25 protein-coding genes and 1 pseudogene are annotated in these 25,777 nt (G+C 68.3%); 15 read left to right on the top strand and 11 right to left on the bottom strand.

All coding sequences use genetic code 11. The features are described from left to right. The first annotated feature begins 62 nt into the window (after nt 1-62). The 3 genes from JW792_RS14790 to gdhA all read left to right on the top strand — a co-directional run bounded on the left by JW792_RS14790 (nt 63) and on the right by gdhA (nt 2,472). Nucleotides 63-383, top strand: a complete 321-nt coding sequence (locus JW792_RS14790; protein ID WP_135995035.1) for a 2Fe-2S iron-sulfur cluster-binding protein — start codon at nt 63-65, stop codon at nt 381-383. Nucleotides 384-444: 61 nt separating this feature from the next. Further along, complete coding sequence (locus tag JW792_RS14785; RefSeq protein ID WP_135995036.1) at nt 445-1,047, top strand: hypothetical protein; 603 nt, start codon at nt 445-447, stop codon at nt 1,045-1,047. Between the two features lie 105 nt (nt 1,048-1,152). Continuing rightward, nucleotides 1,153-2,472, top strand: coding sequence for an NADP-specific glutamate dehydrogenase (gdhA, locus tag JW792_RS14780; protein WP_206340982.1), 1,320 nt, complete (start codon nt 1,153-1,155; stop codon nt 2,470-2,472). Nucleotides 2,473-2,478: 6 nt separating this feature from the next. On the opposite strand, the gene acs is transcribed toward gdhA, so the two are convergent. After that, nucleotides 2,479-4,428: an acetate--CoA ligase gene (gene acs, locus JW792_RS14775; RefSeq protein ID WP_135995038.1), complete on the bottom strand. Its 1,950-nt coding sequence runs from the start codon at nt 4,426-4,428 to the stop codon at nt 2,479-2,481. Between the two features lie 157 nt (nt 4,429-4,585). Here acs and JW792_RS14770 point away from each other — a divergent pair, with 157 nt between their 5' ends. The 7 genes from JW792_RS14770 (at nt 4,586) to JW792_RS14740 (ending at nt 9,552) form a co-directional block, all read left to right on the top strand. Beyond that, on the top strand, nt 4,586-4,933 hold the full coding sequence (locus JW792_RS14770; RefSeq protein WP_135995039.1) for a hypothetical protein: 348 nt from the start codon (nt 4,586-4,588) through the stop codon (nt 4,931-4,933). Next, nucleotides 4,918-5,988, top strand: coding sequence for a hypothetical protein (locus tag JW792_RS14765; RefSeq protein WP_158291553.1), 1,071 nt, complete (start codon nt 4,918-4,920; stop codon nt 5,986-5,988). The genes JW792_RS14770 and JW792_RS14765 overlap by 16 nt, the downstream gene beginning before the upstream one ends. Before the next feature lie 26 nt (nt 5,989-6,014). Further along, on the top strand, nt 6,015-6,248 hold the full coding sequence (locus tag JW792_RS14760; RefSeq protein ID WP_135995041.1) for a hypothetical protein: 234 nt from the start codon (nt 6,015-6,017) through the stop codon (nt 6,246-6,248). A gap of 90 nt (nt 6,249-6,338) precedes the next feature. Further along, nucleotides 6,339-7,076, top strand: a complete 738-nt coding sequence (locus JW792_RS14755; RefSeq protein WP_135995042.1) for a creatininase family protein — start codon at nt 6,339-6,341, stop codon at nt 7,074-7,076. 127 nt (nt 7,077-7,203) lie between these two features. Further along, nucleotides 7,204-7,761: a hypothetical protein gene (locus JW792_RS14750; protein ID WP_135995043.1), complete on the top strand. Its 558-nt coding sequence runs from the start codon at nt 7,204-7,206 to the stop codon at nt 7,759-7,761. A 108-nt stretch (nt 7,762-7,869) separates the two neighbouring features. Beyond that, the gene (locus JW792_RS14745; RefSeq protein ID WP_135995044.1) at nt 7,870-9,195 is read left to right on the top strand and encodes a dicarboxylate/amino acid:cation symporter; all 1,326 of its coding nucleotides are present in this window, start codon (nt 7,870-7,872) and stop codon (nt 9,193-9,195) included. A 57-nt stretch (nt 9,196-9,252) separates the two neighbouring features. Beyond that, on the top strand, nt 9,253-9,552 hold the full coding sequence (locus JW792_RS14740) for a hypothetical protein (RefSeq protein ID WP_135995045.1): 300 nt from the start codon (nt 9,253-9,255) through the stop codon (nt 9,550-9,552). A gap of 6 nt (nt 9,553-9,558) precedes the next feature. On the opposite strand, the gene JW792_RS14735 is transcribed toward JW792_RS14740, so the two are convergent. The 5 genes and pseudogenes from JW792_RS14735 to phnC all read right to left on the bottom strand — a co-directional run bounded on the left by JW792_RS14735 (nt 9,559) and on the right by phnC (nt 15,001). Beyond that, nucleotides 9,559-10,701: a substrate-binding domain-containing protein gene (locus JW792_RS14735; protein ID WP_135995046.1), complete on the bottom strand. Its 1,143-nt coding sequence runs from the start codon at nt 10,699-10,701 to the stop codon at nt 9,559-9,561. Nucleotides 10,702-10,815: 114 nt separating this feature from the next. Further along, on the bottom strand, nt 10,816-11,976 hold the full coding sequence (locus JW792_RS14730; RefSeq protein WP_135995047.1) for an OprO/OprP family phosphate-selective porin: 1,161 nt from the start codon (nt 11,974-11,976) through the stop codon (nt 10,816-10,818). Between the two features lie 212 nt (nt 11,977-12,188). Next, the gene (phnE, locus tag JW792_RS17285; RefSeq protein ID WP_420871280.1) at nt 12,189-12,986 is read right to left on the bottom strand and encodes a phosphonate ABC transporter, permease protein PhnE; all 798 of its coding nucleotides are present in this window, start codon (nt 12,984-12,986) and stop codon (nt 12,189-12,191) included. Nucleotides 12,987-13,412: 426 nt separating this feature from the next. Further along, nucleotides 13,413-14,189 (bottom strand): annotated as a pseudogene (gene phnD / locus JW792_RS17280) (phosphate/phosphite/phosphonate ABC transporter substrate-binding protein); the annotation flags it as partial. Further along, on the bottom strand, nt 14,189-15,001 hold the full coding sequence (gene phnC / locus JW792_RS14720) for a phosphonate ABC transporter ATP-binding protein (RefSeq protein WP_135995049.1): 813 nt from the start codon (nt 14,999-15,001) through the stop codon (nt 14,189-14,191). The pseudogene phnD and the gene phnC, both read right to left, overlap by 1 nt. 255 nt (nt 15,002-15,256) lie before the next feature. Here phnC and JW792_RS14715 point away from each other — a divergent pair, with 255 nt between their 5' ends. The 5 genes from JW792_RS14715 to JW792_RS14695 all read left to right on the top strand — a co-directional run bounded on the left by JW792_RS14715 (nt 15,257) and on the right by JW792_RS14695 (nt 19,025). Beyond that, a complete protein-coding gene (locus JW792_RS14715; protein ID WP_135995050.1) occupies nt 15,257-16,495 on the top strand; it encodes a type III PLP-dependent enzyme in 1,239 nt (412 codons plus the stop codon). 7 nt (nt 16,496-16,502) lie between these two features. Continuing rightward, nucleotides 16,503-17,549: a 1,9-bis(guanidino)-5-aza-nonane synthase gene (locus JW792_RS14710; protein WP_135995051.1), complete on the top strand. Its 1,047-nt coding sequence runs from the start codon at nt 16,503-16,505 to the stop codon at nt 17,547-17,549. A 175-nt stretch (nt 17,550-17,724) separates the two neighbouring features. Then, nucleotides 17,725-18,375 (top strand): MarC family protein, encoded by a 651-nt coding sequence (locus JW792_RS14705; RefSeq protein WP_135995052.1) that lies wholly within the window; start codon nt 17,725-17,727, stop codon nt 18,373-18,375. A 67-nt stretch (nt 18,376-18,442) separates the two neighbouring features. Continuing rightward, nucleotides 18,443-18,658: a CsbD family protein gene (locus JW792_RS14700; protein WP_135995053.1), complete on the top strand. Its 216-nt coding sequence runs from the start codon at nt 18,443-18,445 to the stop codon at nt 18,656-18,658. Between the two features lie 190 nt (nt 18,659-18,848). Next, the gene (locus tag JW792_RS14695; RefSeq protein ID WP_158291554.1) at nt 18,849-19,025 is read left to right on the top strand and encodes a hypothetical protein; all 177 of its coding nucleotides are present in this window, start codon (nt 18,849-18,851) and stop codon (nt 19,023-19,025) included. A gap of 59 nt (nt 19,026-19,084) precedes the next feature. On the opposite strand, the gene JW792_RS14690 is transcribed toward JW792_RS14695, so the two are convergent. The 5 genes from JW792_RS14690 to JW792_RS14670 form a co-directional block, all read right to left on the bottom strand. After that, entirely contained in the window at nt 19,085-20,629 is a 1,545-nt protein-coding gene (locus tag JW792_RS14690; RefSeq protein WP_135995054.1) for a bifunctional GNAT family N-acetyltransferase/carbon-nitrogen hydrolase family protein, read from the bottom strand. Nucleotides 20,630-20,824: 195 nt separating this feature from the next. Next, complete coding sequence (gene aguB, locus JW792_RS14685) at nt 20,825-21,658, bottom strand: N-carbamoylputrescine amidase (RefSeq protein ID WP_135995055.1); 834 nt, start codon at nt 21,656-21,658, stop codon at nt 20,825-20,827. Nucleotides 21,659-21,671: 13 nt separating this feature from the next. Then, a complete protein-coding gene (locus tag JW792_RS14680) occupies nt 21,672-22,898 on the bottom strand; it encodes a serine hydrolase domain-containing protein (RefSeq protein ID WP_135995273.1) in 1,227 nt (408 codons plus the stop codon). Between the two features lie 32 nt (nt 22,899-22,930). Next, nucleotides 22,931-23,953, bottom strand: a complete 1,023-nt coding sequence (locus JW792_RS14675; protein WP_135995056.1) for an agmatine deiminase family protein — start codon at nt 23,951-23,953, stop codon at nt 22,931-22,933. Between the two features lie 80 nt (nt 23,954-24,033). Next, nucleotides 24,034-25,632, bottom strand: coding sequence for an alkaline phosphatase D family protein (locus JW792_RS14670; RefSeq protein WP_135995057.1), 1,599 nt, complete (start codon nt 25,630-25,632; stop codon nt 24,034-24,036). Nucleotides 25,633-25,777: the final 145 nt, after the last annotated feature.

The raw sequence follows: 25,777 nt of genomic DNA, 5'->3' as shown, positions 1-25,777 counted from the left end.
CGCCGAACACCGAGCATCCGCGCCCGTTCCGGGCGCCCATCCCACAGGACCCCACCCGATCCATGGCGAAAATCACCTATATCGAGCATGACGGCACGCGGCACGAGGTCGAGGCGGAGAACGGCCTCACCGTGATGGAGGCGGCGATCCGCAACATGGTGCCCGGCATCGACGCCGATTGCGGCGGCGCATGCGCGTGCGCGACCTGCCACGTCTATGTCGACGAGGCCTGGCTGGAGAAGACCGGCGAGCGCGCCTCCATGGAGGAATCCATGCTCGACTTCGCTTCGGACGTGCAAGACAACTCGCGCCTTTCGTGCCAGATTAAGGTTTCGGACGCGCTCGACGGGCTGGTCGTGCGCCTGCCCGAACAGCAGGGCTGAGGCCGCGCGCAATCCGGTCAGGGGGACCGGGCGGCGCAGGGTCCGGCGAGGGGATGGGAATATGCGCCGACCGGCGTCTCGACACGCTGCGCTCGCGGCCATTCTGGCCGCAACGGGCCTGGTGTCCGCCTGCGGGCAGGAGGGGCGCGCCCCGCGCATGGCCGATCTCGGCGAGGACCGCACCGGGCGCAGCCAGGTTACGCCGGTGCATCACCTGAAGAATCTCGACGACCCCTATGCCGACTGGTTCATCGCCGAGGCACAGGGCGTCTATCTCGAACTGGGCCGGCTGTCACAGATCGTCGAATGCGAAGCGGAAGGCTATGTCTGCATCGCCTGGCCCTTCGCCTTCTCCTTCCCCGAGCAGGGCCCGCCCTCGATGGCCGGCTGGCAGGCCGGCGGTTTCACCTTCACCGCCCGCTACGAGGTCGAGCGCGATTTCTGCGGCCGGGAACGCCGGGTCTATCTCATCGAGGGAGCCGACCCGTCCGGCGCCGCGACGCGCACCTGGTACCATCCCGATTTCGGCATATACGCCATCCTGATCGGCCAGGCCGAGGAAGGCCGCATGGTGCGCATCGAGCGCGCCTACGCGACCTGCGAGCGCGGGCTGTATGCGCGCCGGCCCTCCGCTGCGGACGCGCGCGACGCCGGGTCGCGCTAGGGAACGGGCTGGAAAGCCCGCCCGTTCGGTTTAAGTCGGAGTTCAGACCTGAGCAGCGCAGCGGAGCCGAGATTGGCCGATCGCGACCGCGACCTCGATCGTTTCATGGACTGGGTGAAGGAGAAGAGCCCGGGCGAGCAGACCTTCCACCAGGCCGTGCGCGACGCCGCGCGCGACCTGCTGCCCCTGCAGGCGGAGAACGAGGCCTATGCCCGAGCGCGCATCCTGGAACGCCTGGGAATACCCGACCGGGTCATCGGCTTCCGCATCGTCTGGCAGGACGATGACGGCCGAACGCAGGTCAATCGCGGCTGGCGTGTCCAGCACTGCAACGCCATCGGGCCCTACAAGGGCGGCATACGCTTTCGTCCCGACGTCACGGTGTCCGATCTCAAATTCCTCGCCTTCGAGCAGACGCTGAAGAACGCGCTGACCGGCCTGCCGCTGGGCGGGGGCAAGGGCGGGGCCGACTTCGAGCCGAAGGGCCGCTCCGACAGCGAGATCATGCGTTTCTGCCAAGCCTACATGGCCGAGCTCTGGCGCCATATCGGGCCCTATGCCGACATCCCGGCCGGCGACATCAATGTCGGCGAGCGCGAGATCGGCTATCTGTTCGGCGCCTACAAGAAGCTCGCCGGCGAGTTCGAGGCCTCGCTCACCGGCAAGGGCCTGTCCTACGGGGGCAGCCCGCTGCGCACCGAGGCGACCGGCTATGGCCTGATCTATTTCCTCGAAGCCATGCTGCAGCGCCAGGGCCGGGCCCTGAAGGACCAGCGCATCGCGATTTCCGGGGCTGGCGATGTCGCCCTGCACGCCGCGGAGAAGGCGGTGGAGAGCGGGGCCTGCGTCATCTCGCTGTCGAACTCGACCGGCCGGCTGCACATCGACAGCGGCTATACCCGCGAGGACATCGCCTGGCTGAAAACCCGCACGCTCGCCGATGGCAAGCGCCTGGAGGACTTCGCGCGCGACTGCGGGCGCGGCGACTGGACCGACGGCGCCGATCCCTGGGATCTCGCCTGCGACGTCGCCCTGCCCTGCGCCACCGAGAACGAGCTCGACGGCGAGGCGGCCAGGGCGCTGATCGGCAACGCCGTGTCGGTGGTCGCCGAAGGCGCCAACATGCCCTGCACGCCGGAGGCGGTGGACCGCTTTCACCAGGCCGGCGTGCTATTCGGCCCGGGCAAGGCGGCCAATGCGGGCGGGGTCGCGGTGTCCGGTCTCGAACTGCAGCAGAACGTGCAGCGCGAGCCGCGCGAGCGCGAACGCCTCGACGCGGCGCTGAAGGAGATCATGTGCGACATCCACGAGACGATCTGCGGCCATCGCGAGACGCAGGCCGGCCGGATCGACTACGCCGCCGGCGCGAATATCGCCGGCTTCAGGAAAGTCGCCGACGCACTGGTGGCGCAGGGCATTCTCTAGCCTGCGCTAGCCCAGCCTCTCCTTGCGCCCCTCCACGAGACTGTCCACCACCTCCGGCTCGGCCAGCGTCGAGGTGTCGCCGAGCTGGTCGTACCGGCCTTCGGCGATCTTCCTGAGGATGCGGCGCATGATCTTGCCCGAGCGGGTCTTCGGCAGGGACGGGGTGAAGTGGATGATGTCCGGCGTCGCGATGGCGCCGATCTCGCTGCGCACCTGCTGCTTGAGCTCGGCCTCGGTCTCCTGCGTCGGTTCGAGCCCGGCATTGAGCGTGACATAGCAGTAGATGCCCTGCCCCTTCACCTCGTGCGGGAAGCCCACCACCGCCGCCTCGGCGACGAGGGGATGGGCGACGAGCGCGCTTTCCACCTCCGCGGTCCCGAGCCGGTGGCCGGAGATGTTGAGCACGTCGTCCACCCGCCCGGTGATCCACCAGTAGCCGTCCGCGTCGCGCCGCGCCCCGTCGCCGGTGAAATACGTCCCCGGATAGGTCGAGAAATAGGTCTCGTAGAAGCGCTGATGGTCGCCGTAGACGGTGCGCATCTGGCCCGGCCAGGAGCCGAGCAGGACCAGATTTCCCTCCGCCTCGCCCGTCTCGGGCAGGCGCTTGCCGCCATTGTCGACGAGAGCGGGCCGGACCCCGAACATGGGAAAGCTCGCCGCGCCGGGCTTGAGTTCATGGGCGCCGGGCAGCGGCGTGATGAGATGGCCCCCGGTCTCGGTCTGCCACCAGGTGTCGACGACGGGGCAGCGCCCCTCGCCCACCACCTCGTGATACCAGCGCCAGGCTTCCGGATTGATCGGCTCGCCGACGCTGCCGAGCAGACGCAAGGACGAACGATCGTGCTTTTTCACTGGCTCCTCGCCCTGGCGCATCAGCGCGCGGATGGCGGTCGGGGCGGTGTAGAAGGTCGTGACCCTGTGCTTGGCGACGACCCGCCAGAAGCGGTCGGGCCCGGGATAGGTCGGCACGCCCTCGAACATCAGGCTCGTCGCCCCGTTCGCCAGCGGGCCGTACACGATATAGCTGTGCCCGGTCACCCAGCCGACATCGGCGGTGCACCAGAACACGTCCTCCTCGCGGTGATCGAACGTGTATTCGTGCGTCATCGCGGCCCAGAGCAGATAGCCGCCCGTGGTGTGCAGCACGCCCTTGGGTTTGCCCGTCGAGCCCGAGGTGTAGAGGATGAACAGCGGGTCCTCGGCCGCCATCGGCTCGGGATCGCACCTGGCATCGACCTCGAGGGCGAGCTCGTGATGCCAGTGGTCGCGCCCGGCGACGAATTTGACGTTCGCCCCGGTATGCTTGACGACCAGGACGGCCTTGACCTCGTGGCTCGCGCGCTCGATCGCGGCATCGACATTGTCCTTCAGCGCGATGCCCTTGCCGCCGCGCACGCCCTGGTCGGCGGTGACCACGAAGTCCGACTTGCAGTCGTCGATCCGGCCGGCGATGGCGTCGGGAGAGAAGCCGCCGAACACCACCGAGTGCACCGCCCCGATGCGCGCGCAGGCGAGCATGGCGTAGGCCGCCTCCAGGATCATCGGCATGTAGATCGTCACCCGGTCGCCCTTCTTCACCCCGATGGCTTTGAGCTCGTTGGCGAAGCGGCAGACATGGTTGTGCAGCTGGCGATAGGTGATCGCGTGGTGATAGGCCGGGTTGTCGCCCTCCCAGATCAGCGCGGTCTTGTTGCCGCGCGTCTCCAGATGCCGGTCGACGCAGTTGTGACAGGCGTTCAGCACCCCGTCCTCGAACCAGCGTATGTGCAGATCGTCCTTCGCGAAGGAGACGTCGGAGACCTTCTCCGGCGTCTTGATCCAGTCGAGTCGGCGCGCCTCCTCGCGCCAGAAGGCCGCCGGCTCGGCGATCGAGCGCTCGTACATCTGCCGGTATCTCTCCGGCGTGATGCGGGCGTCCTTGAAGGATTGCGGGATCGCTACGCGCTCGTCGGCCATGGTGTCCTCCCGGTCTGTGTCGTGGCTTTGCGTCAGCATGGCGGACGGGAGACCGGCCGGGCAAGCACGTTGCGCGGAATCCTCACCCCAAGGTTTTTCGCTAGACGAGACTCTCCCCTCAAGATATGAAACCCAAGATTATTCATTGGGGGGACGCATGCGGATCTGGCTGGCCGGCATGTCCGGTCTCGCAGGCACCGTCCTTGCTGGATGCCTCAACGCACCCGGCGATGGTGATGGCTATTACTTGGGCCTCGTCAGCGTCACACGTGACCGGATCCATACCGACCGCGCCCCCATCGACGTGCGTGAGACCCATGTGCTCGGCGCTTGGCTTGAGCCGGCCCGCGGCAGCGGCGTCGGGTTCCGCCACGCCCGCCTGCTCGTAATTCCCGACACCTGCAGTCTGGTCGTGATCGCCGAAGACGCGCGCATCGCGGCCGACATTCTGGACCTCGCCGAAAAGGCGGACATTAATGGAGACCGGCTTTGCGTAACCGGATGACCCGAGGCCTCGCCCTCGCTGCGGGCCTTGCGCTGGCGGGATGCAACACGCCGCACAACGACGTGCTCGTTTTCGGCACGAGCACGCTCGTCGGCGTCGACATCAAGCCCGAGCCGGAAAACGGCGCCGCCAGCATCGCGCTCGGCTACCGCCGGGAAGAGGCGGTGTGGATGCCGCTGCTGATCAACGGCGAATGGTCGCGTTTCGCGCCTCAGGCGGTGTGCGAGGGGGAAGAGGCCGGCTCCTGTCTGCAGTCCCTCGACGACGACGCGCGCTGGCGGGCGGTAATCGATGACGCGTGCCCGGCCTACAGGACGGCCGGGACCGAAACCGCCGCAGACTGCATGGCACGCCTGCATCGTCTCTATCCAAACCGCCCCTTCGACGGAGATCCGCGCTATGTCGGGCGCTCGGTGGAGACTCGTACGGTCGGCGGCAGAACCGAGATCCGCACCACGCGCGACGACGCCTACTCCGTTTTCGCCAGCGTCGGCGCGGACATCTCGGCGGGTACGAGCAATGGCACAGTCGGCGTCGCCCAGTTTTTCGCTACTGGCCTGGCCGCGCAGGCGCTGGCCCAGAATGACAGTGTTGCCGACGCGCTTGCGATACGCGACCGCGATGGCCAGGTCGCCGATGCAGAACGGCGAGCGGCCGAAGCGCAGGAGCAGCGCGCGGAAACGGCTGCCGAGCTCGCAGGTCTCAGCCAAGACCGTTATGAGGCGTTGCGAACTGCGGTCGGCTTATCTGAAGACGAGGCGGCGCGCTCCCTAGCCGAGGGTCATTCAACCGCGAGCGTCGATAATCAGGCCGAGGCTTGGCTCAACGAGGCCGACGTAGCCGACCTGCAACGGTTTCTCGCTTCAAACTGCCCCTTGGATGATACGCTGCGAAGCAGCCTCGACGCCCTCTCGAACGAGGGCGGCGAAGATTCGCTGTCGCAGATGAAAGCGCTGATACGGAGTCGAGTGCAGGACGAGGAGGCGCAGTTTCTCACTCCTGCACCCACAAACCGAGCGATATTTCTTTTCCGGTATAGACTTTGCGAAGGCTGAGGCTTCACCAAAGGGATGATAATCAAATGGCACGAATATTTATAGAAGTTTGCATTACTGGCGAACAGCTGTTTAGGCGGCTTGGCTGGATCAAGGGAAGAGCGAACGCCCACTTGCTGCACACCGGAAAATATGACGCTGTTGCAGCGGCTTTCCACCGGGACAGCGATGGGGATCTCGATGAGAACGATGAGCGCTTTGTTTGGCCGAAAAGCGCTGGCGACGGTGAACCAGCCGTCGTCATCTGGACTCAAGATTGAGCCTCCGCTCAGGAGCCGCGAAGCGCCCTTGCCTGAGCCCGGACAATCGTGTCCTGTCACGCCGTCGTCAGCGTTGACAGGACCTCCCCCATGCAGCTGCACCAATCCTCCTGGCCCGAGGTCGAGGCCTATCTGAAACGCTCCAGGGGCATCGTGATCCCGATCGGCTCGACCGAGCAGCACGGGCCGAACGGGCTCCTGGGCACCGACGCGATCTGCCCGGAGGTGATCGCGCGGGAAGCCGGCGAGGAGGCGGGGTTCCTGGTGGGCCCGACCTTCAATGTCGGCTCGGCCCAGCATCACCTGGGCTTTCCCGGCTCGATCACGCTGCGCCCCTCCACGCTCATCGCGGCGGTCAACGACTGGATCGATTCCCTGGTGCGCCACGGCTTCACCCGGATCTATTTCCTCAACGGCCATGGCGGGAACATCGCGCCGGTCAATTCGGCGTTCGCGGAAAGCTATTCGGCCTGGTCCTTCGACGGCGAGGCCTGTCCCTACCAGCTGAAGCTGGAGAACTGGTTCACCCTGCCCGGCATCCAGGACCTGGTCAAAGAGATGTTCCCCGAGGGCGAGGGCAGCCATGCCACCCCGTCCGAGGTCTCGGTGACCTATTACGCCTGCCCGGATGCGCAGAAGAGCGTGGAGATGAGCCCGAAGCTCGCCCCGACCGGCCCGATCCGCGACGCGGCGGACTATCGGGGGCGCTTCCCCGACGGGCGCATCGGCTCCGACCCGTCCCAGGCGAGCCCGGAGAAGGGCGCGCGCATCGTGAAGGCGGCGAAGGCGGCGCTGATCGGCGAGGTCGAAGCCTTCTTCAGGGCCTGAGACCGGGGCCGAAGTGACAGTTCAGCGACAGGGGGCCGGAGCGCTTTGCCGTCCCGTCGCGCTGCAGTAAAAGCGGCGCGCGGCCCCCGGCGCGGGGCCGGCTCGTGATCTCGAGGGAGATGGACGCATGAAACACTTCGCTCTGCTGTCGCTCTCGACGGCTGCCCTGATCCTGTCGGCCTGCGGGGAAACGCAGGACGCCACCCCGGCCGACGCCGATGCCCCGGCGACCGCCGGCACCGAGCCCGCCGGGCCGGCGGCGGACGGCGCGGACGCACCGGCCGGCGAAGACGGGGACGCCGGCCTCAGCGCGCTCGACCAGGCCGCGCAGGCCGCCTGCGAGGCACAGGACGACGCGGCCCTGCTCGCCGCCCTTCCCAACGGGGCGAGCTTCTCCAGCCGCGGCCCGGACGGTATCGTCGTGATCGCCTGCAAGCTCTCCGGCCGCTCGGACGTCTTCCGCTTCGACGCCCCCGAGCTGCCCGAGGACTTCCGGATGGACTTCGACTTCACCGTCGCCGAGCACATGCGCCACGGCATGCGCCCGGGCGACGACCGGTCCGCAACCGGCGCCTACCGCATGCGCGACGGACGCTTCTGCTCGGTCCAGACCGACGAGACGGTGGGCGCCACCGTGTGCGAGGCCGCCCGCGAGGCCGAGGCCGTCCAGGCCGACCGGGAATAGGCCCGGAGCAGGCCCGGAGCAGGCCTGGAGCCATGCACGATTGATTTTGGCCGCGCGGCGCTTAGGCTGCGCGGCCAAATTCGTTTTTAGCGGCGGGGAGCGGCGTCGATGAAGTGGTGGTTCAAGACCCAGCTATGGAAGCGCGTGCTCGGCGCGCTGGTCCTGGGCGTGATCTTCGGCGCCGTGCTCGCGCAGATCATGGGCGGCGAGCAGGCCGCAGCCTGGCTCGAGACCTACGTCAAGCCGGTCGGCGATCTCTTCATCCGGCTCATCCGCATGCTGATCGTGCCGCTGATCCTGACCACGCTGGTATCCGGCGTGGTGGCGCTCGGCGATCCCAAGAAGCTCGGCTCGATCGGCCTGAAGACGATCGCGCTCTACTTCGTCACCACGATCTTCGCCAATGTCATCGGCATCATCTACGGCATCACCTTCCGTCCCGGCGAGGGCGTCGATCTCGGCGCGGCCGATGCCGTTCCGGTCTCGACCGAGGCGCCGACCCTGGTGGAGCGCCTGCTCACGATCGTGCCGGAGAACCCGGTCGCCTCGCTCGCCGACGGCGACGTGCTGGCCATCATCTTCTTCGCCATCCTGCTGGGCATCGGCATCCTGCTCGCCGGGCGCGACGGCAAGCTCGTCGGCGACCTGTTCTCGCAGGCCGCGGACGTGGTGCTGAAGGTGACCCATCTCGTCATGGAGGTCGCGCCGTTCGGGGTGTTCGCTCTGGTCGCGCACACCGTGGCCGGCCAGGGGCTGGAGGCGCTGGCCGCCATCGCGATCCTGATCGCGGCGGTCTATCTCGGCCTGCTGACCCACGCCGTCGTGGTCTATGGCGGCATCATCCGCTTCGTGCTGAACCTGCCGGTGATGAATTTCGTGCGCGGCATGCTCGACGCGATCGCGGTGGCCTATTCCACGGCGTCGTCCAGCGCGACCCTGCCGGTGACCATCGCCAATGCGACCGAGAATCTCGGCGTGAAGCGCTCCATCGCGGGCTCGGTCCTGCCGCTCGGGGCGACCATCAACATGGACGGCACCGCGCTCTATCTCGGCATTCTGGCGCTGTTCACGGCGCAGGCCTTCGGCTACGACCTGACCTTCACCCACTACGTGATGATCGCCTTCACGGCGGCGATCGTCTCGATCGGGGCGGCGGGCATCCCCTCGGCCTCGATCTTCCTGCTGGCGATCGTTCTTGAGACCTTCGGCGTGACGCCGGAGCAGACCGCGATCATCGTCGGCTTCATCCTGCCGGTGGACCGGATCATGGACATGGCGCGCACCGCGCTCAACGTCACCGGAGATGCCACGGTGGCCACGGTCGTGGCCAAGTGGGAGGGCGAGCTCGACGAGGACCTCTACCGCCACCCCGCCGACGTGCCCTACGAGCCCAAATCCGCCCCGCCGGAAATGGCCGACGCCGACCGCGACTGATCCGGGAGGGCGGCAAACGCGTATCCCGGTGCATGTCCAACGCACCGGGAGCGCGCCATGGCCCTAGTCCGCATCCTCATCGCCCTTGGCGGGCTGAGTCTCGCCGCCCTCATCGTCTGGGCGGCGGCAAGCGCCGGCCAGAGCCTTCCCGAGGCCGTCGCCTGGCTCGTCTCCGGGCCCTGGGGCGTGGTCACGCTCGCCGATCTCTATCTCGGCTTCGCGATCCTGGCGGTGCTGATCTGGCTCCTGGAGCCGGACAAGCGCCTCGCCCTCCTGTTCATCCTGCCCCTGCCCGTGCTGGGCAATGTCTGGGCAGCCGTCTGGCTGGCGCTGCGCTTTCCGGCGATCAGGCGGTGAGCGGTCCTACTCGACCGGCGGGCCGTCCATCGGCGTCAGCGCGCGGGCGCTGGCGGCCTCTTCGGCGCGGTGCGTGTCGGTGAGCGCGATCAGGCCGCGCTCGGCGAGATAGCCGAACGGACCCCAGGCCTCTTCGGAGGTGAACTCGGTCACGTACTCGCGAAGCCCCGGCACCACGTCGGCATGCTGGTTCTTCACATAGACGTACATGGAGCGCGAGATCGGGTATTCGCCCTCGGCGATCGCGTCGTATTCCGGCTCGATGCCGCCCACGGTCGCGCCCTGGATCCGGTCGGCGTTCTGCTCCAGGAAGGAGTAGCCGAAGATGCCGAAGGCGGTCGGGGTGTTGGCGAGGGTCTGGACGATCGTGTTGTCGTTCTCCCCGGAGTCGATCCAGCGGCCGTCCTCGCGGATGCGGCTGGCGATCGCCTCGAAGCGGTCCCCGTCGGACGCGGCCATCTCGTGGAGGCAGTCGACCTCCTCGGCGCCGTAGTGCATGGCGAGCTCGACGAACGCGTCGCGCGTGCCCGAGGTCGGCGGCGGGCCGTAGACCTCGATGGTCACGTTCGGCAGGGCCGGGTCGATGTCGGACCAGCGCGTGTGCGGGTTCGCCACGATCGTCTCGCAGCTGTAGCCGGCGACCTGGGAGAAGCTGGCGCCCGGCAGCAGCGCGCCGGACTCGGTCACGAGCGCGTTGCCCTGCGCATCGACCGGCGCCGGAATCTCCGCGGCGAGCGCCAGATAGAGCGACCGGCGGTCCAGCTCGGCCTGCGGCGACTGGATCGCATTGCCGATGACGATGCCGTCGAAGCCGATCATGATCTCGGTGATGTCGGTCACGCCATTGTCCTGGCAGCGCCGGTACTCGCTCACCTTCATGCGGCGCGAGGCGCCGGTGATGTCGGGATGGCTCATGCCGACACCGGCGCAGAACAGGTTCATGCCCCCGCCCGTTCCGGTGGACTCCACGACCGGCGTCGCATAGCGCGTCTTGGCACCGAAATTCTCGGCCACCGCCGTGGTGAACGGGAAGACGGTCGAGGAGCCGACGATGCGCAGCACCTCGCGGCTCTGGATCGCGCTGGCGCCGGCGACGCCTGCGGCGGCGAGAACGGCCGCGGCCGCGGTCAGGGAGAGAAGCTTTTTCATTCTGAGTTCCAATTGTCCTGGGATGACAGACCCGGGTGATGAGGTGAGCCGTATCGAAGTTTTACGACGATGGCGTGACAGAGAGACGACCGGCGCATGACGTCCTTGCGACACCTACCAATCGAGCTGCAGACGAGCCTGCACGAAGTCCAGATCGGTATCGCCGAGTGCCCCGTCAAGCGTGCTGCTTCCGGCCTCGAACATCACGCGGGTCGCCTCGGTCGGCCACCAGCTTAGGCCCGCGGCATAGGTGGACAGCTCGCCGGCCGGAGCGGTGTCGAAATCGGTGAACTCGGCGCGCAGGCTCGCCTGCCAGGCTCCGATCCCGCCCTCGGTGACCGGGCGGTTCGGCTCCACTCCGCCGAGCGCGCCCCTGCTCGCCTTGTAGCCGCGCGCATCGTCGGTCAGCATGAAGCCGAGCACGCCGTATCCCGACGTGATCGAGGGATCGCCGGCCGGACCGTCGATATCGAGCCGCATGATCTCGCCCTGCGCGAGGAAGCGGCCCGACAGCCACAGCGCCTCGATGCCGGCAAGCCGGGAGTCGTCGGCTTCGCCGAGCGCGGAGCCGGCACGGTAGTCGAGACGCGCGATCGGGCCGAACTCGCGCGAGGCCGGCTTCGTGGAGAAGCGCTTGCCGTCCTCGTAATCGGTGGCGCGCACATGGGCGGCGAGATGCAGCGTTCCCGCCTCGCCGCGCACCGGTTGCCAGACGGCCCGGGCGGCCAGACTCGTCTCGCTGCCGTCGAGCGCCGTCGAGAGATCGTCCTTGACCACGTTGCCGAAGACTCCGCCCTGCAGCGCGTAGCCCTCGCCGGAATGCTCGGCCATGACGCCGACGCGCCGGCCGAGGCCGAACAGCGTGTTGGTCTGGCCGCGCTCCATGAACAGGACCGAGCCGCTCGAGGTCAGCTCCTCGAGCGAGTTGGGGGTCTTGAACTGGCCTGCGCGCAGCGTGACCGGGCCGGCCTCGAGCCCGACGAAGGCGTCGGCGAGCCGGGCCTGGCCTTGGGAGAAATCGCCTTCGAGCTTGTAGAACACCGCGCCGGCCTCGCCGTCGAGGCCGAGCCGGAAGCGGCGCATCTCCACGCCCTCGTCCGAGCCGCGCGTATCGGAGTCGTAGTGCGCGAAATCGTATTGCAGCCGCCCGAAGAGGTTCAGCGAGGGCGAGGTCTCGCTGCCTTCCACGAGGGTGATGTCGGCATGGGCCGGCGCGACGGAAGCGGCCGAGGCGAGCGCGAGCAGGCCGGCACCGGAAAGAAGTCGGGAAAGCATGGGGGAGACACCGTTTCGTGACAGCGGAATGACGTTTCGCGCCGCCCTCTAGGACGAATTCACGAACTCAACGCGACAGTTTCTTTGCCGATTTATGACACGCCGCCGGAAAATCAAGCCAAGGTATTGAAATCAGGTGCTTTGCCCGCTGTCACACTGTGACACTTCTTTTGCAGAACGGTAATGCTTCGGACTCGGTTTCGTGACGAAGCTCACACCAGGCGCCGGCGCAGAAGCTGCGACACCATGTCCACCAGCACCACCGCCACGATGATGATGAGGAGGATGGTCGCGGTCTTGGCGTATTCGAAGGCGCGGATGTTCTCGATCAGCAGCTGGCCGATCCCGCCCGCCCCGATCAGGCCCAGGATCGTCGCCGAGCGGGTGTTGGACTCGAAGCGGTAGAGCGCATAGCTCGCCCACAGGGGCAGGACCTGCGGGATGACGCCCCAGACCACCACGTTGACCGGCGCCGCCCCGGTCGCGCGCACGCCCTCGACCGGGCCCTCGTCGATGCTCTCGACCGCCTCGGAGAACAGCTTGGCGAGCACGCCGGTGGTGTGCACCGCGAGCGCCATCACACCGGCGAAGGGGCCGAGCCCCACGGCCGCCACGAACACCGCGGCGATGACGAGCTCGTTGATGGCCCGGAACAGGTCCATCACCCGGCGCACGGGCTGGACGATCCAGACCGGCGCGATGTTGCGCGCGGCCAGCAGCCCGAAGGGCACGGCGAGCAGCACGGCGACCACCGTGCCCCACAGCGCGATCTGGACGGTCACCAGCGTCTGCTCGGCGTAGAGCTCCCAGTCGGTGAGGTCGAGCCGGGCGAAGCCGGCGAGATACTCGCCCATCCGGTCGGCGTTCTCCGCGAGCAGGGGCAGCTTGAACATCTGCGCCGGCCAGAAGCTCCAGACCAGGAGACCGAAGAGGCCCGACCACACGCCGGCGTCGATCAGCCGGTCGGTCAGCGGCCGGCCCGGCCCGTAGCGCGAGGGCGCCGAGCGCACGAACAGGACCGCGAAAAGGACGAGCCCGCAGGCAAGGCCGACGAAAGCGCGCCGCCAGCTCTCCCGGTCCCCGGCGATCTCGCGCTGGCGGATCTGCGGGGCGACGGGCTGGCTCTGCAGGAAGTCGGCGATCAGCGCCTCGATCTCCTCCTGCGCCGCGCCCGGATCGGTCTCCATCCGGGCCCGGGCGCGATCGAGCGCGGCGGCGAACTCGCGCACCGCGACGCGGCGCTCCTCCTCGGCGAGATCGGCGAGATCGGCCTCGATCCCGGCCAGGCGCTGGGCCCGGCTCGCCGCGTCGAGGCCGGGATCGGCCTGGGCCTCCGCCAGATCGCGCACCAGCTGGAAGCGGCGCGTCGGCAGCAGGTGCTCGTTGGTGGCGGGCAGGAAGCCGGAGAGCTGCAGCGACTGCAGGATGGCCTGCTCCTCGGTGCGCTGCTCGGCATCGCCGCGATGGCCGTAGGTCAGCAGGAAGGAGAGGATGGCGTTCTTCGCCGGTTCGGGAAGGTCCTTGCGCCAGACCAGCGGCTCGGTCGGGATCAGCGGCGAGGTCCACAGCACGCGGAAATCGTCCAGCACCTGCGGGCGCGTCTCGGCAAGCCGGGCGAGATTGACCGTGTTGTTCGCGGCCGCGTCGAGGAAGCCGCCGGCGACGGCCAGCGCGTTCTGTTCGTGATTGGCGTTGGTGACCTCGGAAAAGCAGGTCTGCGGGTCGATGCCGCGCGGGGCGAAGACATAGGCCATGGGCACCAGCGTGCCCGAGGTCGAATTGGGATCGCCGAGCCCGAAGCTCAGCGAGCGGTCGCACACGAGCAGGTCCTCCAGCGTGCGGATCTCGCTGTCCGCAGGCACCAGGATGACCGAGCGATAGCCCTGCTCGCCGCTGGCATGGACGGTCTTGGCGAAGACCTCCGCGTCGGCGAGCGTGACCGCCTGCAGGCCGGACAGGTTCGAGAACCAGCCGAAATCGGCCTGGCCGAAGCGCATCGCCTCGATCACGCCGGCATAGTCGCTCGCGCTGATCAGCTCGATCTCGTAGCCGGTACCGTCCTCCATGTCCGCCACGAAGGGCTCCCAGAGCCGGGCGACCACGTCGCTGCGCTCGGTGGAGACCACGGAGAAGACCAGGGGCTCGTTCTCCTGCGCCCCGGCGGGGGCGAGGCCGGCGAGCAGCAGCGCGAGGAGGGCGGCGAGGCGAAGCATCACGGGCGCACCTCCTCCTCGTCGACGACGTCGCGGTATTCCTCGCCATAGATCTCGATCAGGCGCTCGCGCGTCAGCGCGCCGATCGGGCCGTCATAGGCGATGCGCCCGGCCTTCAGCGCGATGGCGCGCCGGCAGTACTTCATTGCGTACTCCACCTGGTGCAGCGTGACGACGACGGTGATCGCGTCCTCCCGGTTGAGCCGGGCGAGCAGCTGCATCACCCGGCGCGCGCTGACCGGATCGAGCGAGGCGATGGGCTCGTCGGCGAAGATCGCCTCGGCGCGCTGCACCAGCGCGCGCGCGATCGCGCCCCTCTGCTGCTGACCGCCCGAGAGCGCGGAGGCGCGTTTTCCCGCGTGCTCGGCGATGCCGACGCGCTCGAGCGCCTCCATGGCGCGCTTTCTCACCTCGGCGGGAAACAGCCCCAGCGCGCCGCGCCAGCCCGGCAGCTGCCCGAGTGCGCCGAACAGCACGTTGGCATAGAGGCTGACGCGTCCCACCAGATTGAACTGCTGGAAGATGAAGCCGACGCGGGCGCGCACCCGGCGCACGCCGCGCGACAGCCGCCCGTCCTCCTGCACGCGCCGGCCGAACAGGGCGACCGCGCCCGAGCCGCGATCGGCCTCGATCAGGCCCGCCGCGATGCGAAGCAGCGTCGACTTGCCCGAGCCCGAGGGACCGATGAGCGCGACCATCTCGCCGGGGGCCACCTCGAGCGAGACCGATTCGAGCGCCGCCACCCCGCGCCAGGTCTTGGAGACGGCGCGCATGTCCAGGGCAACCGGTGCGGGCTGGATGTCCTCTGCCATGGGGCCTTTATGCCTGCCTGCGCCGCACGTTGGAACTTCCGCGTCCCGCATCGCCTTGATTTAAAGACCGTTCGCACGACGGTTTTGTGACCGCGCCCCTCGGGACTAGAGTGACAGCCGGGGCGGCGCAATGTAATTTGAGCCGAATCGGATGGAATTCCGCTTTACATGGCAGGTAGGAAGCCTTATTTGCCGCGATCCCGGCGGAGGCGACGATGCCGGATTGGGTTAACTGCCAACAGGGGGTCTCGTGAATTGCACGACTACCATACGCCCCTGGACCTGGTCCGCTCTCGGCCTGTTGAAGGCCCGGTCGCCTGCGCGCGGCCCGATCGACTGACGATCGCAGCGAACTGGTTCCAGAAGAATTTTCCCGGCGACGTTCTCTACGCTGTGAAAGCCAACCCCGCGGACTGGGTGATCGACACCCTGTACGCGGCAGGGATCCGCTTTTTCGACGTGGCCTCGCTGCCCGAAGTGGAGCTGATCTCGCGCCGCTGTCCCGGCGCGAAGATGGCGTTCATGCACCCGGTCAAGTCGCGCCATGCGATCCGCACGGCGTACTACGACCACGGCGTGCGCATCTTCGTGCTCGACTGCGAGGCCGAGCTCGACAAGATCCTGGCCGAGACCGATCACGCCCGCGACCTCACCCTGGTCGTGCGCATCGCCGTGTCCAATGACGGCGCGACCCTGCCGCTCGCCGGCAAGTTCGGCGCCAACGAGCAGCTCGCGCCGGAGCTGATGAAGAAGGCGCGCGCCCATGCCGCCGAGCTCGGCGTCAGCTTCCATGTCGGCAGCCAGTGCATGGCCCCGGCCGCCTATCGCGCGGCGATGATGGAAGCCTCGCGCCTGATCGCGCGGGCGGGCGTGACCGTGGACATCGTCGATGTCGGCGGCGGCTTCCCGTCCGTCTATCCCGGCCTCGTTCCGCCGCCGCTGGAGGACTATGTCAGCGCGATCGAGAGCGCGTTCGAGGACATGATGGTGCTCGAGAACGCCGACCTGTGGTGCGAGCCCGGCCGGGCGCTGATCGCCGAGGCGGTCTCGGTCCTGACCCGGGTCGAGCTCGTCAAGGGCGACGCGGTCTACATGAACGACGGCAGCTACGGCACGCTGTTCGACATGGTCCACGCGCGCTGGCCCTTCCCGATGCGCGTGCACCGCGCCGGCGGGGAGGTCAGCGAGCAGACGGCCGAGTACCGGCTGTACGGGCCGACCTGCGATTCCATCGATTCCATGCCCGGGCCCTACACCCTGCCGGCCGACATCCGCGAAGGCGATGTCATCGAGTTCGGCATGCTGGGCGCCTACGGCACGGCGATGGCCACCCGCTTCAACGGCTTCGGCGATGTCGACACGGTGAAGGTGAACGATTTCCCCTGGGTTTCGCTTTACGACCAGAAACTGGTACGTCCGGCCCGCCGGGAAGGTTCTGTCGTTCCCTTCGCGCGCGTGCGCCGTCGCAGACAACGACTCCTGAAGAAACGCTAGAGACATCATGACCGATTCCACCAACCGCAAGGCCGAGCTCCTCTCCAGCCCGGTCGAGCACATCGACATTGCGAGCTTCGACGGCCGGGTGATCATCGACGCCTGGGAGAAGATGAGCTTCACCTCGCGCGATGCCGCCCGCGCCGCGCGCATCCTAGACCAGGCCGTCGCCGATCCCGACTGTGCCGTGATCCTCACCCTGGCCGGTTCCACCAGCGCCGGCGGCTGCATGCATGTCTGGCGCGACATGGTGCGCAACAACATGATCGACGCGATCGTGGCCACCGGCGCGTCCATCATCGACATGGACTTCTTCGAGGCCCTCGGCTTCAAGCACTACCAGGCCCGCGAGATCCCCGACGACACCACGCTGCGCTCGCTCTATATCGACCGCATCTACGACACCTATATCGACGAGGAAGAGCTGCAGGCCTGCGACCACACGATCGGCGACATCGCCGATTCGCTGCCCGCAAAGCCGATGAGCTCGCGCGCCTTCATCAAGGCGATCGGCAAGTGGCTGTCCGAAGGCAATGCCAAGAAGGAAGGCTCGCTGATCCAGGAGTGCTACGAGCACGGCGTTCCGATCTTCGTGCCGGCCTTCTCAGACTGCTCGGCCGGCTTCGGCCTGGTGCGCCACCAGGTCGACCGGATGAAGGAGGGCAAGCCCTACCTGTCCATCGACTCCGTCGCCGACTTCCGCGAGATCACCGAGATCAAGCTGAAGGCCGGGCGCACGGGCCTGTTCATGGTGGGCGGCGGGGTGCCGAAGAACTTCGCCCAGGACATCGTCGTGTGCGCCGAGATCCTCGGCCACGAGGTGGAGATGCACGCCTATGCGGTGCAGATCACCGTCGCCGACGTGCGCGACGGCGCCTGCTCGTCCTCCACGCTGAAGGAAGCCTCCAGCTGGGGCAAGGTCGACGTCGCGCTCGAGCAGATGGTCTATGCCGAGGCGACCTCGGTCGCCCCGATCATCGTCTCCGACGTCTTCCACCGCGGCAAGTGGAAGACCCGCAAGCGCCACCGCTTCGGCGACATGTTCGAGGACTGAGGACCTTCCCCGTCCGGCGAGACACGAGCGCCCCGGCGAAGAGCCGGGGCGTTTTCGTTCGTCCGGTCCGCGCGCCCCCTCCTGAACGCATACCCGCCCTGAACCGGCGCGCCTCGCCTTGCGTGCCGCGCGGTGTTATGGGCGGGTCTGGACGCACAGAACCGGGGGGCCGCCCATGGACGCGCTCGACTATTCCCTGCTCACCGCCTCGCTCGTCACCTTCTTCGTGGTGATCGATCCCATCGGCGTCGCGCCGATCTTCGCCGGACTGACGGAGAATTCCACGCCGCGCCATCGCCGGATCATGGCGGTCAAGTCGGTGCTCATCGCCACGGTCGTGCTGTTCGGCTTCGCCTATGGCGGGGACTGGCTGCTCGGCGCGCTGCATGTCAGCCTCGACGCCTTCCGCGCCGCGGGCGGGGTGCTGCTCTTCATGCTCGCCCTCGACATGATCTTCGAGAAGCGCACCGAGCGGCGCGAGGAACGCGCCGAACGCTGGGAGGAGGAGCACGAGCCGGCCACCAGGCCCGCCGAGGACATCTCCGTCTTCCCGATGGCGATCCCGATGCTCGCCGGGCCCGGCGCCATCGCCTCGATCATGCTGTTCATGAGCGAGGCCGGTTCGAGCCTTCCCAATCAGGGCCTGGTGCTGGCCGGGATGATCGCCAATCTCGCCGTCTGCCTGGTGCTCTTCCTGCTCGTCGGTCCGCTGATGCGCCTGATCGGGGACACGCTCGCCGCGATGATCACCCGCATTCTCGGCGTCATCCTCGCCGCGCTGGCCGCCCAGTTCATCTTCGACGGGATCAAGGGGGCCCTGCTCTAGCGGAACGGTGCGCGCCCGCCCGGCGTTCTTGCCCGTGAACCTCTAATCGTCACAAGGGAGATCCGGGATGAACGGCGCCGAACTCAAGGCGAAGTGGAAGCAGCTCACCGGCGAGGCCAAGCGCCAGTGGGGCAAGCTCACCGATGACGACCTGAAGATCATCGAGGGCGACAAGGACAAGCTGGTCGGCAAGATCCAGGAGCGCTACGGCAAGTCGCGCGACGAGGCCGAGCGCGAGGTCAATGCCTGGATCGAGAAGCAGGACCAGAAGCCGAAGAAATAGGCCGGCGCCCGGTCATCTCGCAGGAAAAGGGGCGGCCCGCCGGGCCGCCCTTTCGCATTCCGGCACAGGGGGATCCCCGGACGACGTCCCGGCGACGCCGGGCCCGTGCGCCGCGTTGCGGCGCGGATTCACCCGATCTTAGACATGTTGCGTCATCATGCTGCCCGGATTGATGGCGAGCCTTGCACCCATGCGCACGCGATTTCTCATCCTCGCCGCCTCGGGCGGCCTTGCCCTGCTGGGGCTGTCGGCCGGGGCGCTGAGCCTTGCCCAGGGCGGCATCGACCAGGCGATCGCCCTGTCCTGGCCGGGCCTGGGCGCCGCGCTCGCACTCATGCTGGCAACGCCCAGCCGCGCGGGCGAATAGAGCCACGGACCCGACCGGGGGATCTCTCCTCCCCCGCAAGCGGGAGCCCGCCTCTCCCCCTACGTCCGGTCGTTCCACACGATGCGGTAGAGGTCGAAGCGCCGGTCGCGCAGGTTCCTGACCGTGCCGGCCTTGCGCGCCTCGGTGAGCTCGTCCAGGCGCAGGTCGGCGACCGCGATCGTCTCCACGCATTCGCTGGCGACCGCGGCGAGCCCGTCGCGGGCGAACGGGAAGTCGCAGGGCGTGATCACCGCGCTCTCGGCATAGTTCACGTCCATGTTCTCCACGTCCGGCAGGTTTCCGACATTGCCCGCCGTCACCACGAAGACCTGGTTCTCGATCGCGCGCGCATGGGCGCAGTAGCGCACGCGCAGATGGCTCGTGCGGTCGTCGGTGGCGTAGGGGCAGAAGATGATGCGCGCGCCCTCGTCGGCGAGGCGCCGGGCGAGTTCGGGAAACTCGCTGTCATAGCAGATCAGCACGCCCACCGGGCCGCAATCGGTGGGGATGGCGTGGACGAAATCGCCGCCCTTGATGTTCCACCAGTATTTCTCGTTCGGGGTGGGGTGGATCTTCTCCTGGGAATGGATCGAGCCGTCGCGCAGGAAGATGTAGGCGACGTTCTGGATCTCCCCGTCATCGGTCTTGGTCGGGTGCGAGCCGCCGACGATGTTGATGTTGTAGCGCACCGCCAGCGTGCTCATGAATTCCAGGAAGCGCGGCGTGTGACGCGTCAGCGCGGCGATGGAATCCTGCGGGGTGAGCTTCTTCTTCTCCAGCGACAGGAGCGCGACGGTGAACATCTCCGGGAAGACGCAGAAATCGGCCTTGTAGTCGGAGCACACGTCGACGAAGTACTCCACATTGCGCTCGAACTCCTTGACGGAGTCCACCGCCCTGGCCTGGAACTGCACCGCGGCGACGCGCACGGTCTGGGGGTCGGGCCGGCGGCCGTGGTCGGAAGCCTCCACGTATTTCGGATTGCGCCAGACCATCAGCGCGGCATTGCCGAGGCTCTCGGTGTCGTCGGGATAGTAGTTCTTCAGGATACCCACCGGCTCGAAGCCCATCCTCAGCTGGAAGTTCGCGACCGGGTCCTTCACCTCGCGCGCCTGCACCGCGGCGAGGTATTCCTCCGGCGTGGGATAGGTCTTCTTCTTGCGCTTGAACCCGGGAATGCGCCCGCCGAACACGACGCCCTTGAGGCCCCATTCCTGGCACAGGCTCTTGCGGGCATCGTAGAGCCGCTGGCCGATGCGCAGGCGGCGCCGGCTGGGATCGACCGCGACCTCCATGCCGTAGAGCCAGTCGCCGTCCTCGTCATGGCGCGCGGCATAGCCGTTGCCGGTGATCTCCGCCCAGGTGTGCGGGCGCATCGCGGTCTCTTCGTCGATGATGAAGGTCGCGCACCAGCCCACCACCTCGCCCTCGTACTCGACGACGAACTGGCCCTCGGGAAAGGCCTGGATCTGGCCGCGGATCTGGCCGGGCAGGTCGGGCGGCAGGTCCGGATAGGCCCGGTCCTGCAGCGCAAGGATCGCCGGCACGTCCTCCACGCGCGCCGTGCGCACGGTCAGCTTGGCGGAGCGGTTGCGTTGGGTCATCGGGATCCTTGCCAATAATATGAAGCGATCGGGCGTCCAACATAGGGGCCGCGCGCCGCGTTCCAAAACGGGGATGCGTCCTTCGCGGGCGTTGGCGGCGCTTGGCCGCGGCGCTTGTGCAGCCCAGCCCTCATGCTGCGGTGCGCGCCCAGGACCTCACGTCCCGGGCGAGCCTGGAAGCATCGCCGCCATTCCCTACCGGTACAACTCCACCCGCCGGTCCCGGAAGAACCCCCAGGCCGCCCTGTGGCGGTCGAGGAAATCGAGATCGAACTCGGCGACCAGCACGCCGGTCTCGTCGCGGTTCAGTTCCGCCTTCACCTCCCCGGCATGGTCGCAGATGAAGCTCGTGCCGTAGAAGACCTGGCCCTCCTCGTCGCCGACGCGGTTGGCCGCCCCGATCGGGATGACGTTGGAGACGGCATGGCCCTGCATCGCCCGGCGCCAGCGCTGGGCGGTGTCGAGCGCGCTGTCATGGGGTTCGGACCCGATCGCGGTCGGGTAGAGCAGGATCTCCGCGCCCATCACCGCCATGGCGCGGGCGCACTCGGGGAACCACTGGTCCCAGCAGATGCCGACGCCCACCTTGCCGAACTTCGTGTCCCAGACCTTGAAGCCGGTATCGCCGGGCCTGAAGTAGTATTTCTCCTGATAGCCCGGCCCGTCGGGGATGTGGGCCTTGCGGTAGGTGCCCATGATGGCCCCGCCCGCGTCGATCATCACGATCGAGTTGTAGTAGTGCGGGCCCTCGCGCTCGAAGATCGAGACGGGGATGGCGACGTCGAGCTCCCCGGCGAGCGGCTGCAGGGCCTTCACGCACGGGTGCTCCAGCGCGGGATAGGCGTGGGCGAACCACTCCTCCTCCTGGCGCTTGCAGAAATAGCGCGTCTGGAACAGTTCCGGCGGCAGGATGACCTGCGCCCCCTTGCCCGCCGCCTCGCGCACGAGGTTGGAGACGGTCTCGATGTTTTCCTCGATGTCGTCGGAGAAGGCCGCCTGGATGACGCCCATGGAGATCGTGCGGGTCATGTGAAGTGTCCTCTCATCCTTTCAGCCGGTCGAGCCAGTCGCCCGGGCCGGCACCGGTGCGCAGGTCCATCACCGTCGGCCAGAGCCGCCAGGGCGCGCGCGCATCCGCGTTCCACAGGGCGACAAAGGCAAAGCCCGTCGCCGGTTCCATGACGATCTGCGCGCCGTATCCCGACAGGTAGCCGGAATGCATGATCAGCGTGCGGTCGCCCCATTTGTAGATGCGCCAGCCGATACCGTAGGCCGTCTCGTCGACGCGCGCGCGCACCTCGCGCAGGCCCACCGTCTCGCGCAGCGAGTTGATGTAGGGCGTCCAGGCCCGCTCGCGCGCCTCGCGGGGCACGCCGCCATGCTCGGCGAGATGGGCCCTCGCCCAGGCGATGAGGTCGTCGAGCGTCAGGTTGATCCCGGCCGCCGCGGGCAGGCCGTCATAATGGGTGTCGGGGCTGCCCGGCCGGTCGAAGGCGCGCCGCCAGCCGCGGTGGGGCCGCGCCCAGCTGTCGGCGGCCCTGAGCGCGTCCGCCCCCAGGCTCGCCGTGTCGAGGCCGTAAGGCTCGAACAGCCATCGGCGCACGGCCTGCTCGTAGCTCATGCCGGTCGCCTGCTCGATCAGCACCTGGGAGGCGCCGAAGGCGATGTTCTGGTACGTGTAGCATTCCCCGAGCGCGCAGATCGGATCGACCTCGGCCAGGCGCGCGCGCGCGTGGACCGGATCGCGTCCGGCCTCGATCAGGTTGTCGTAGGCGTTCGGCGGCAGGCCGGTCTGGTGGGAGACCAGCTGCAGCCAGGTCGGCCGCCCGCCGCTCTTCAGGGTGATGACGTCGGAGGGGACGGTGGCGTCGAGATCGACCAGCCCCTCGTGCTCGAGCACCGCGAGCAGCGTGCCGGTGAAGCTCTTCGTCAGCGAGGCGGCGCGGAACACGGTCTCGCGCGTCACCGGCTCGCCCGATCCCGCCGCGGTCTCGCCGTGGGTGTAGACCAGCACGGTGCGGCCGTTCTCGATCACCGCGGCGGCGAGCCCGACCACCTTGTCCTCGCGCGCGGCCTGGTCGAGGCGCGCGCGGAAGGCGTCGAGCCACTCCGGCTCGCTCGGTGCGGCGAGCGCCTCGGCGATGACCTCGCTCTCCACGGCCGGAGCCGGCAGGTCCACCGGCCGCTCGGTTTCCGGCGCCCACGGACCGCGCGTGCCGTCGACGTCCAGCTGGCTCAGGAGCAGCGATGTCAGGAGGGCCGTCAGCATCACGGGCGGTCATCCACGATGTAGGGACCGGCTCACGCCCCGTTCGGGGGCAGGGCCGGCTGGTTGCAGGTCACGCAGTGGAAGGCCCCGCCTCCGGTCAGGATCGCATTCGCCGGGCTGGTCTCGACCGAATACCCGGCGAAGGCCTTCGACAGCGCCGAGGCGGCGGCGCGTGCGTGTTCGTTGTAGGCCGGCATCACCACCGTGCGCCGGCCGATCACCCAGTTCATATGGGAGGCCGCGGCCGGTTCGCCATCGATCTCCACACGTCCGGGGGAGGGAATTCGCACCACGCTGAGCTTGCGGCCCTCGCCGTCGCGCGCCTTCTCCAGCTGCCGGGCGATCGCGGTCAGCACCTTCGCGTTGGGATCGTCCTGCCCGGACGGGCTCTGGCAGGCGACGACGCCGGGCCGGACGAAGCGCGCGATGTTGTCGACATGGCCGTCGGTGTGATCGCCCACGAGCCCCTCGTCGAGCCAGATCACCCTCTTGACGCCCAGCGCCTCCTTCAGGATGTCCTCCACCGCCTGTTCCGACCTGCCCGGATTGCGGTTGGCATTGAGCAGGCACTGGCGCGTGGTGATCACCGTGCCCTGCCCGTCGAATTCCAGCGCCCCGCCCTCGCCGACGAGATCGACCGGGACGGTCGCCGCCCCGGCCTCGCGCGCGATGTGCTGGCCGATCGTCTGGTCGGCGGGAAAGTCGTACTTGCCGCCCCAGCCGTTGAACCTGAAGCGGATCGCCTTCAGCTGTCCGCCCTCCAGCGCGAAGACCGGTCCGGTATCGCGCGCCCAGACATCGCCATAGGCCGAGCGCACGATGCGAGCGTGCGGCAGGGCCCGGCGCGCGCTCGCCTCGGCGCGCGCGGTGGCGGCATAGATGACGATGGGCACGCCGCGCCCGTCCGGCCCGGGACGGGCGAGCTTCTTCAGGAAGGCGGCGAACTCGGCCTCGCAGCCGGGCAGGTCGTCCTGCCAGAGCTCGGTCGCGGCCGGCCAGCAGGTATGGATGGCGGCCTGGGGGGCGGTTTCGTGGGGAATGTGGCGTTCGATCATGAATCAAGCGATTAGCACGGCTTCGCCCGCCCCGCGAGATGGCAAGGCGGGCGCTCTTCCACCTGCCAACGCGGCCGGCCTCAGGCCCGTTGCGGGCCCGCCCGCCCGGCCTCGACCACGAATCTCGCCTGGTCGCGCTTCTCGCGGCCGTCGCGGCGTTTGACCTCGCCGACCGTGCGCAGCGTCACCTCGGCGCGCTGCCCCGTCAGCTCGACGAGGCCGTAGCCGCGCTCGCGCGCATCGAAATGCCGGATGTGCGGGAAGTCCGGCACGTTCGCCGCGAAGGCGTCGTGATTGGTGTGGTGCGAGGTCACCGCCGTCGTCACGAACTCGCTCGCCACGGTGGGCGAGTTCGGATCGGCATAGTCCTGCTTCACGTCGGTGACCCAGTAGCAGTGGGTATCGCCGCCCAGGAGGATCGGGTTGCTCTCCGGCCGGCCCGCGAACGTGTCGATCAGGCGCTGGCGCGCGGCCGGATAGCCGTCCCAGCCGTCCGACCAGGCGGTCAGCGCACCGGTTTCCGGATCGGCGCTGTAGAACGGGCTGAACAGGGTCGGCTGGACCAGGAGGTTCCAGCGCGCTCCGGAACGGCCGAAGCTGGAGTTCAGCCACCGCTCCTGACCCGCGCCGAGATAGGTGCGTTCCGGGTCGAGGCGCTCGGGGCAGTCGCGTGCGATGATGTTGCCGCCGCGGTCCTCCTCGGTCGGACAGGCCATCGGCGTGCGGAACTGGCGCCCGTCGGTCATGTAGACCGCGGCCAGATTGCCGAACACGGTCTCGCCCCAGACGCGCATCCGCCCGCTCGCGCGCTCCAGCATCGAGCGCCGGCGCAGAGGCATGTTCTCCCAGTAGGCCTGGTAGGCGGCCAGGCGCCGCTCGCGGAAATCGGCGAGCCCGACATGGGGTTCCTCGGCGACATCGCCGGCATAGTCGTTGTCGACCTCGTGATCGTCCCAGGTGACCAGCCAGGGCGCGTGCGCGGCGGCGGCCTGCAGATCGGGATCGAGGCGGTAGAGCGCGTGCGTCATCCTGTAGTCGGCCAGCGTATAGGGCTCGGGCACCGCATGGCGGCGCACCTGCGGGCCCCAGCTGGATTCGTAGATATAGTCCCCGGTGTGGATGACGACATCGGCGTTCTCCTCGACGAGATCGCGATAGGCGTGGAAGAACCCCTGCTCGTAGTGCGAGCAGCTGACCCAGGCGATGCGCATCCGGTCCACGCCCGAGAGGAAGGCCGGCGTGGTCGCGGTGCGCCCCGTCGGGCTCGTCGCGTCCCCGGCATGGAAGCGGTAGAAATACGTCCGGCCCGCCGGCAGGCCGTGGATCTCGGCATGGACCGAATGGCCCTGGCCGGGCAGGGCGCGCTCGACGCCGGATCGCACGATGTTGAGGAAGCCCTCGTCCTCGGCGATTTCCCAGGCGACCTCGACCGGCTCGCTCGCCATGCCGCCATCGGGATCGAGCGGGTTGGGCGCGAGGCGCGTCCACAGCACCATGCCGTCCGGGGTGGGATCGCCGGACGCGACGCCGAGGCTGAACGGGTCGTTGCGGAAGCCGCGGGCGGACGAGGCGCCCGTCTCGGGCAGGCGGCAGGCCGCCGCCAGGGCGGCCACCGCGCCGCCGGCCGCGCCGCGCAGCAGGAGGCGCCGGTTCATGTCGGGCAGGATCAGCTTGCTCATCGTCGCACTCCGCAGGTTTCGCCGGCTCGCCCTCTTCGATACCCGTCCTGCTTGACGGTTTCACGACGAAGCCCGCCGCGCGTGGCCACCCTCCACGAAAAGCAAGAGGGCGGCCCCTTGCGGGGCCGCCCTCCGGCTTTGGTCC

The organism is Marinicauda algicola, assembly GCF_017161425.1.
Taxonomy (GTDB): Bacteria; Pseudomonadota; Alphaproteobacteria; order Caulobacterales; family Maricaulaceae; genus Marinicauda; species Marinicauda algicola.
Note: the sequence above shows the minus strand (reverse complement) of the source record. Positions and strands in the feature narration are given on the sequence as shown.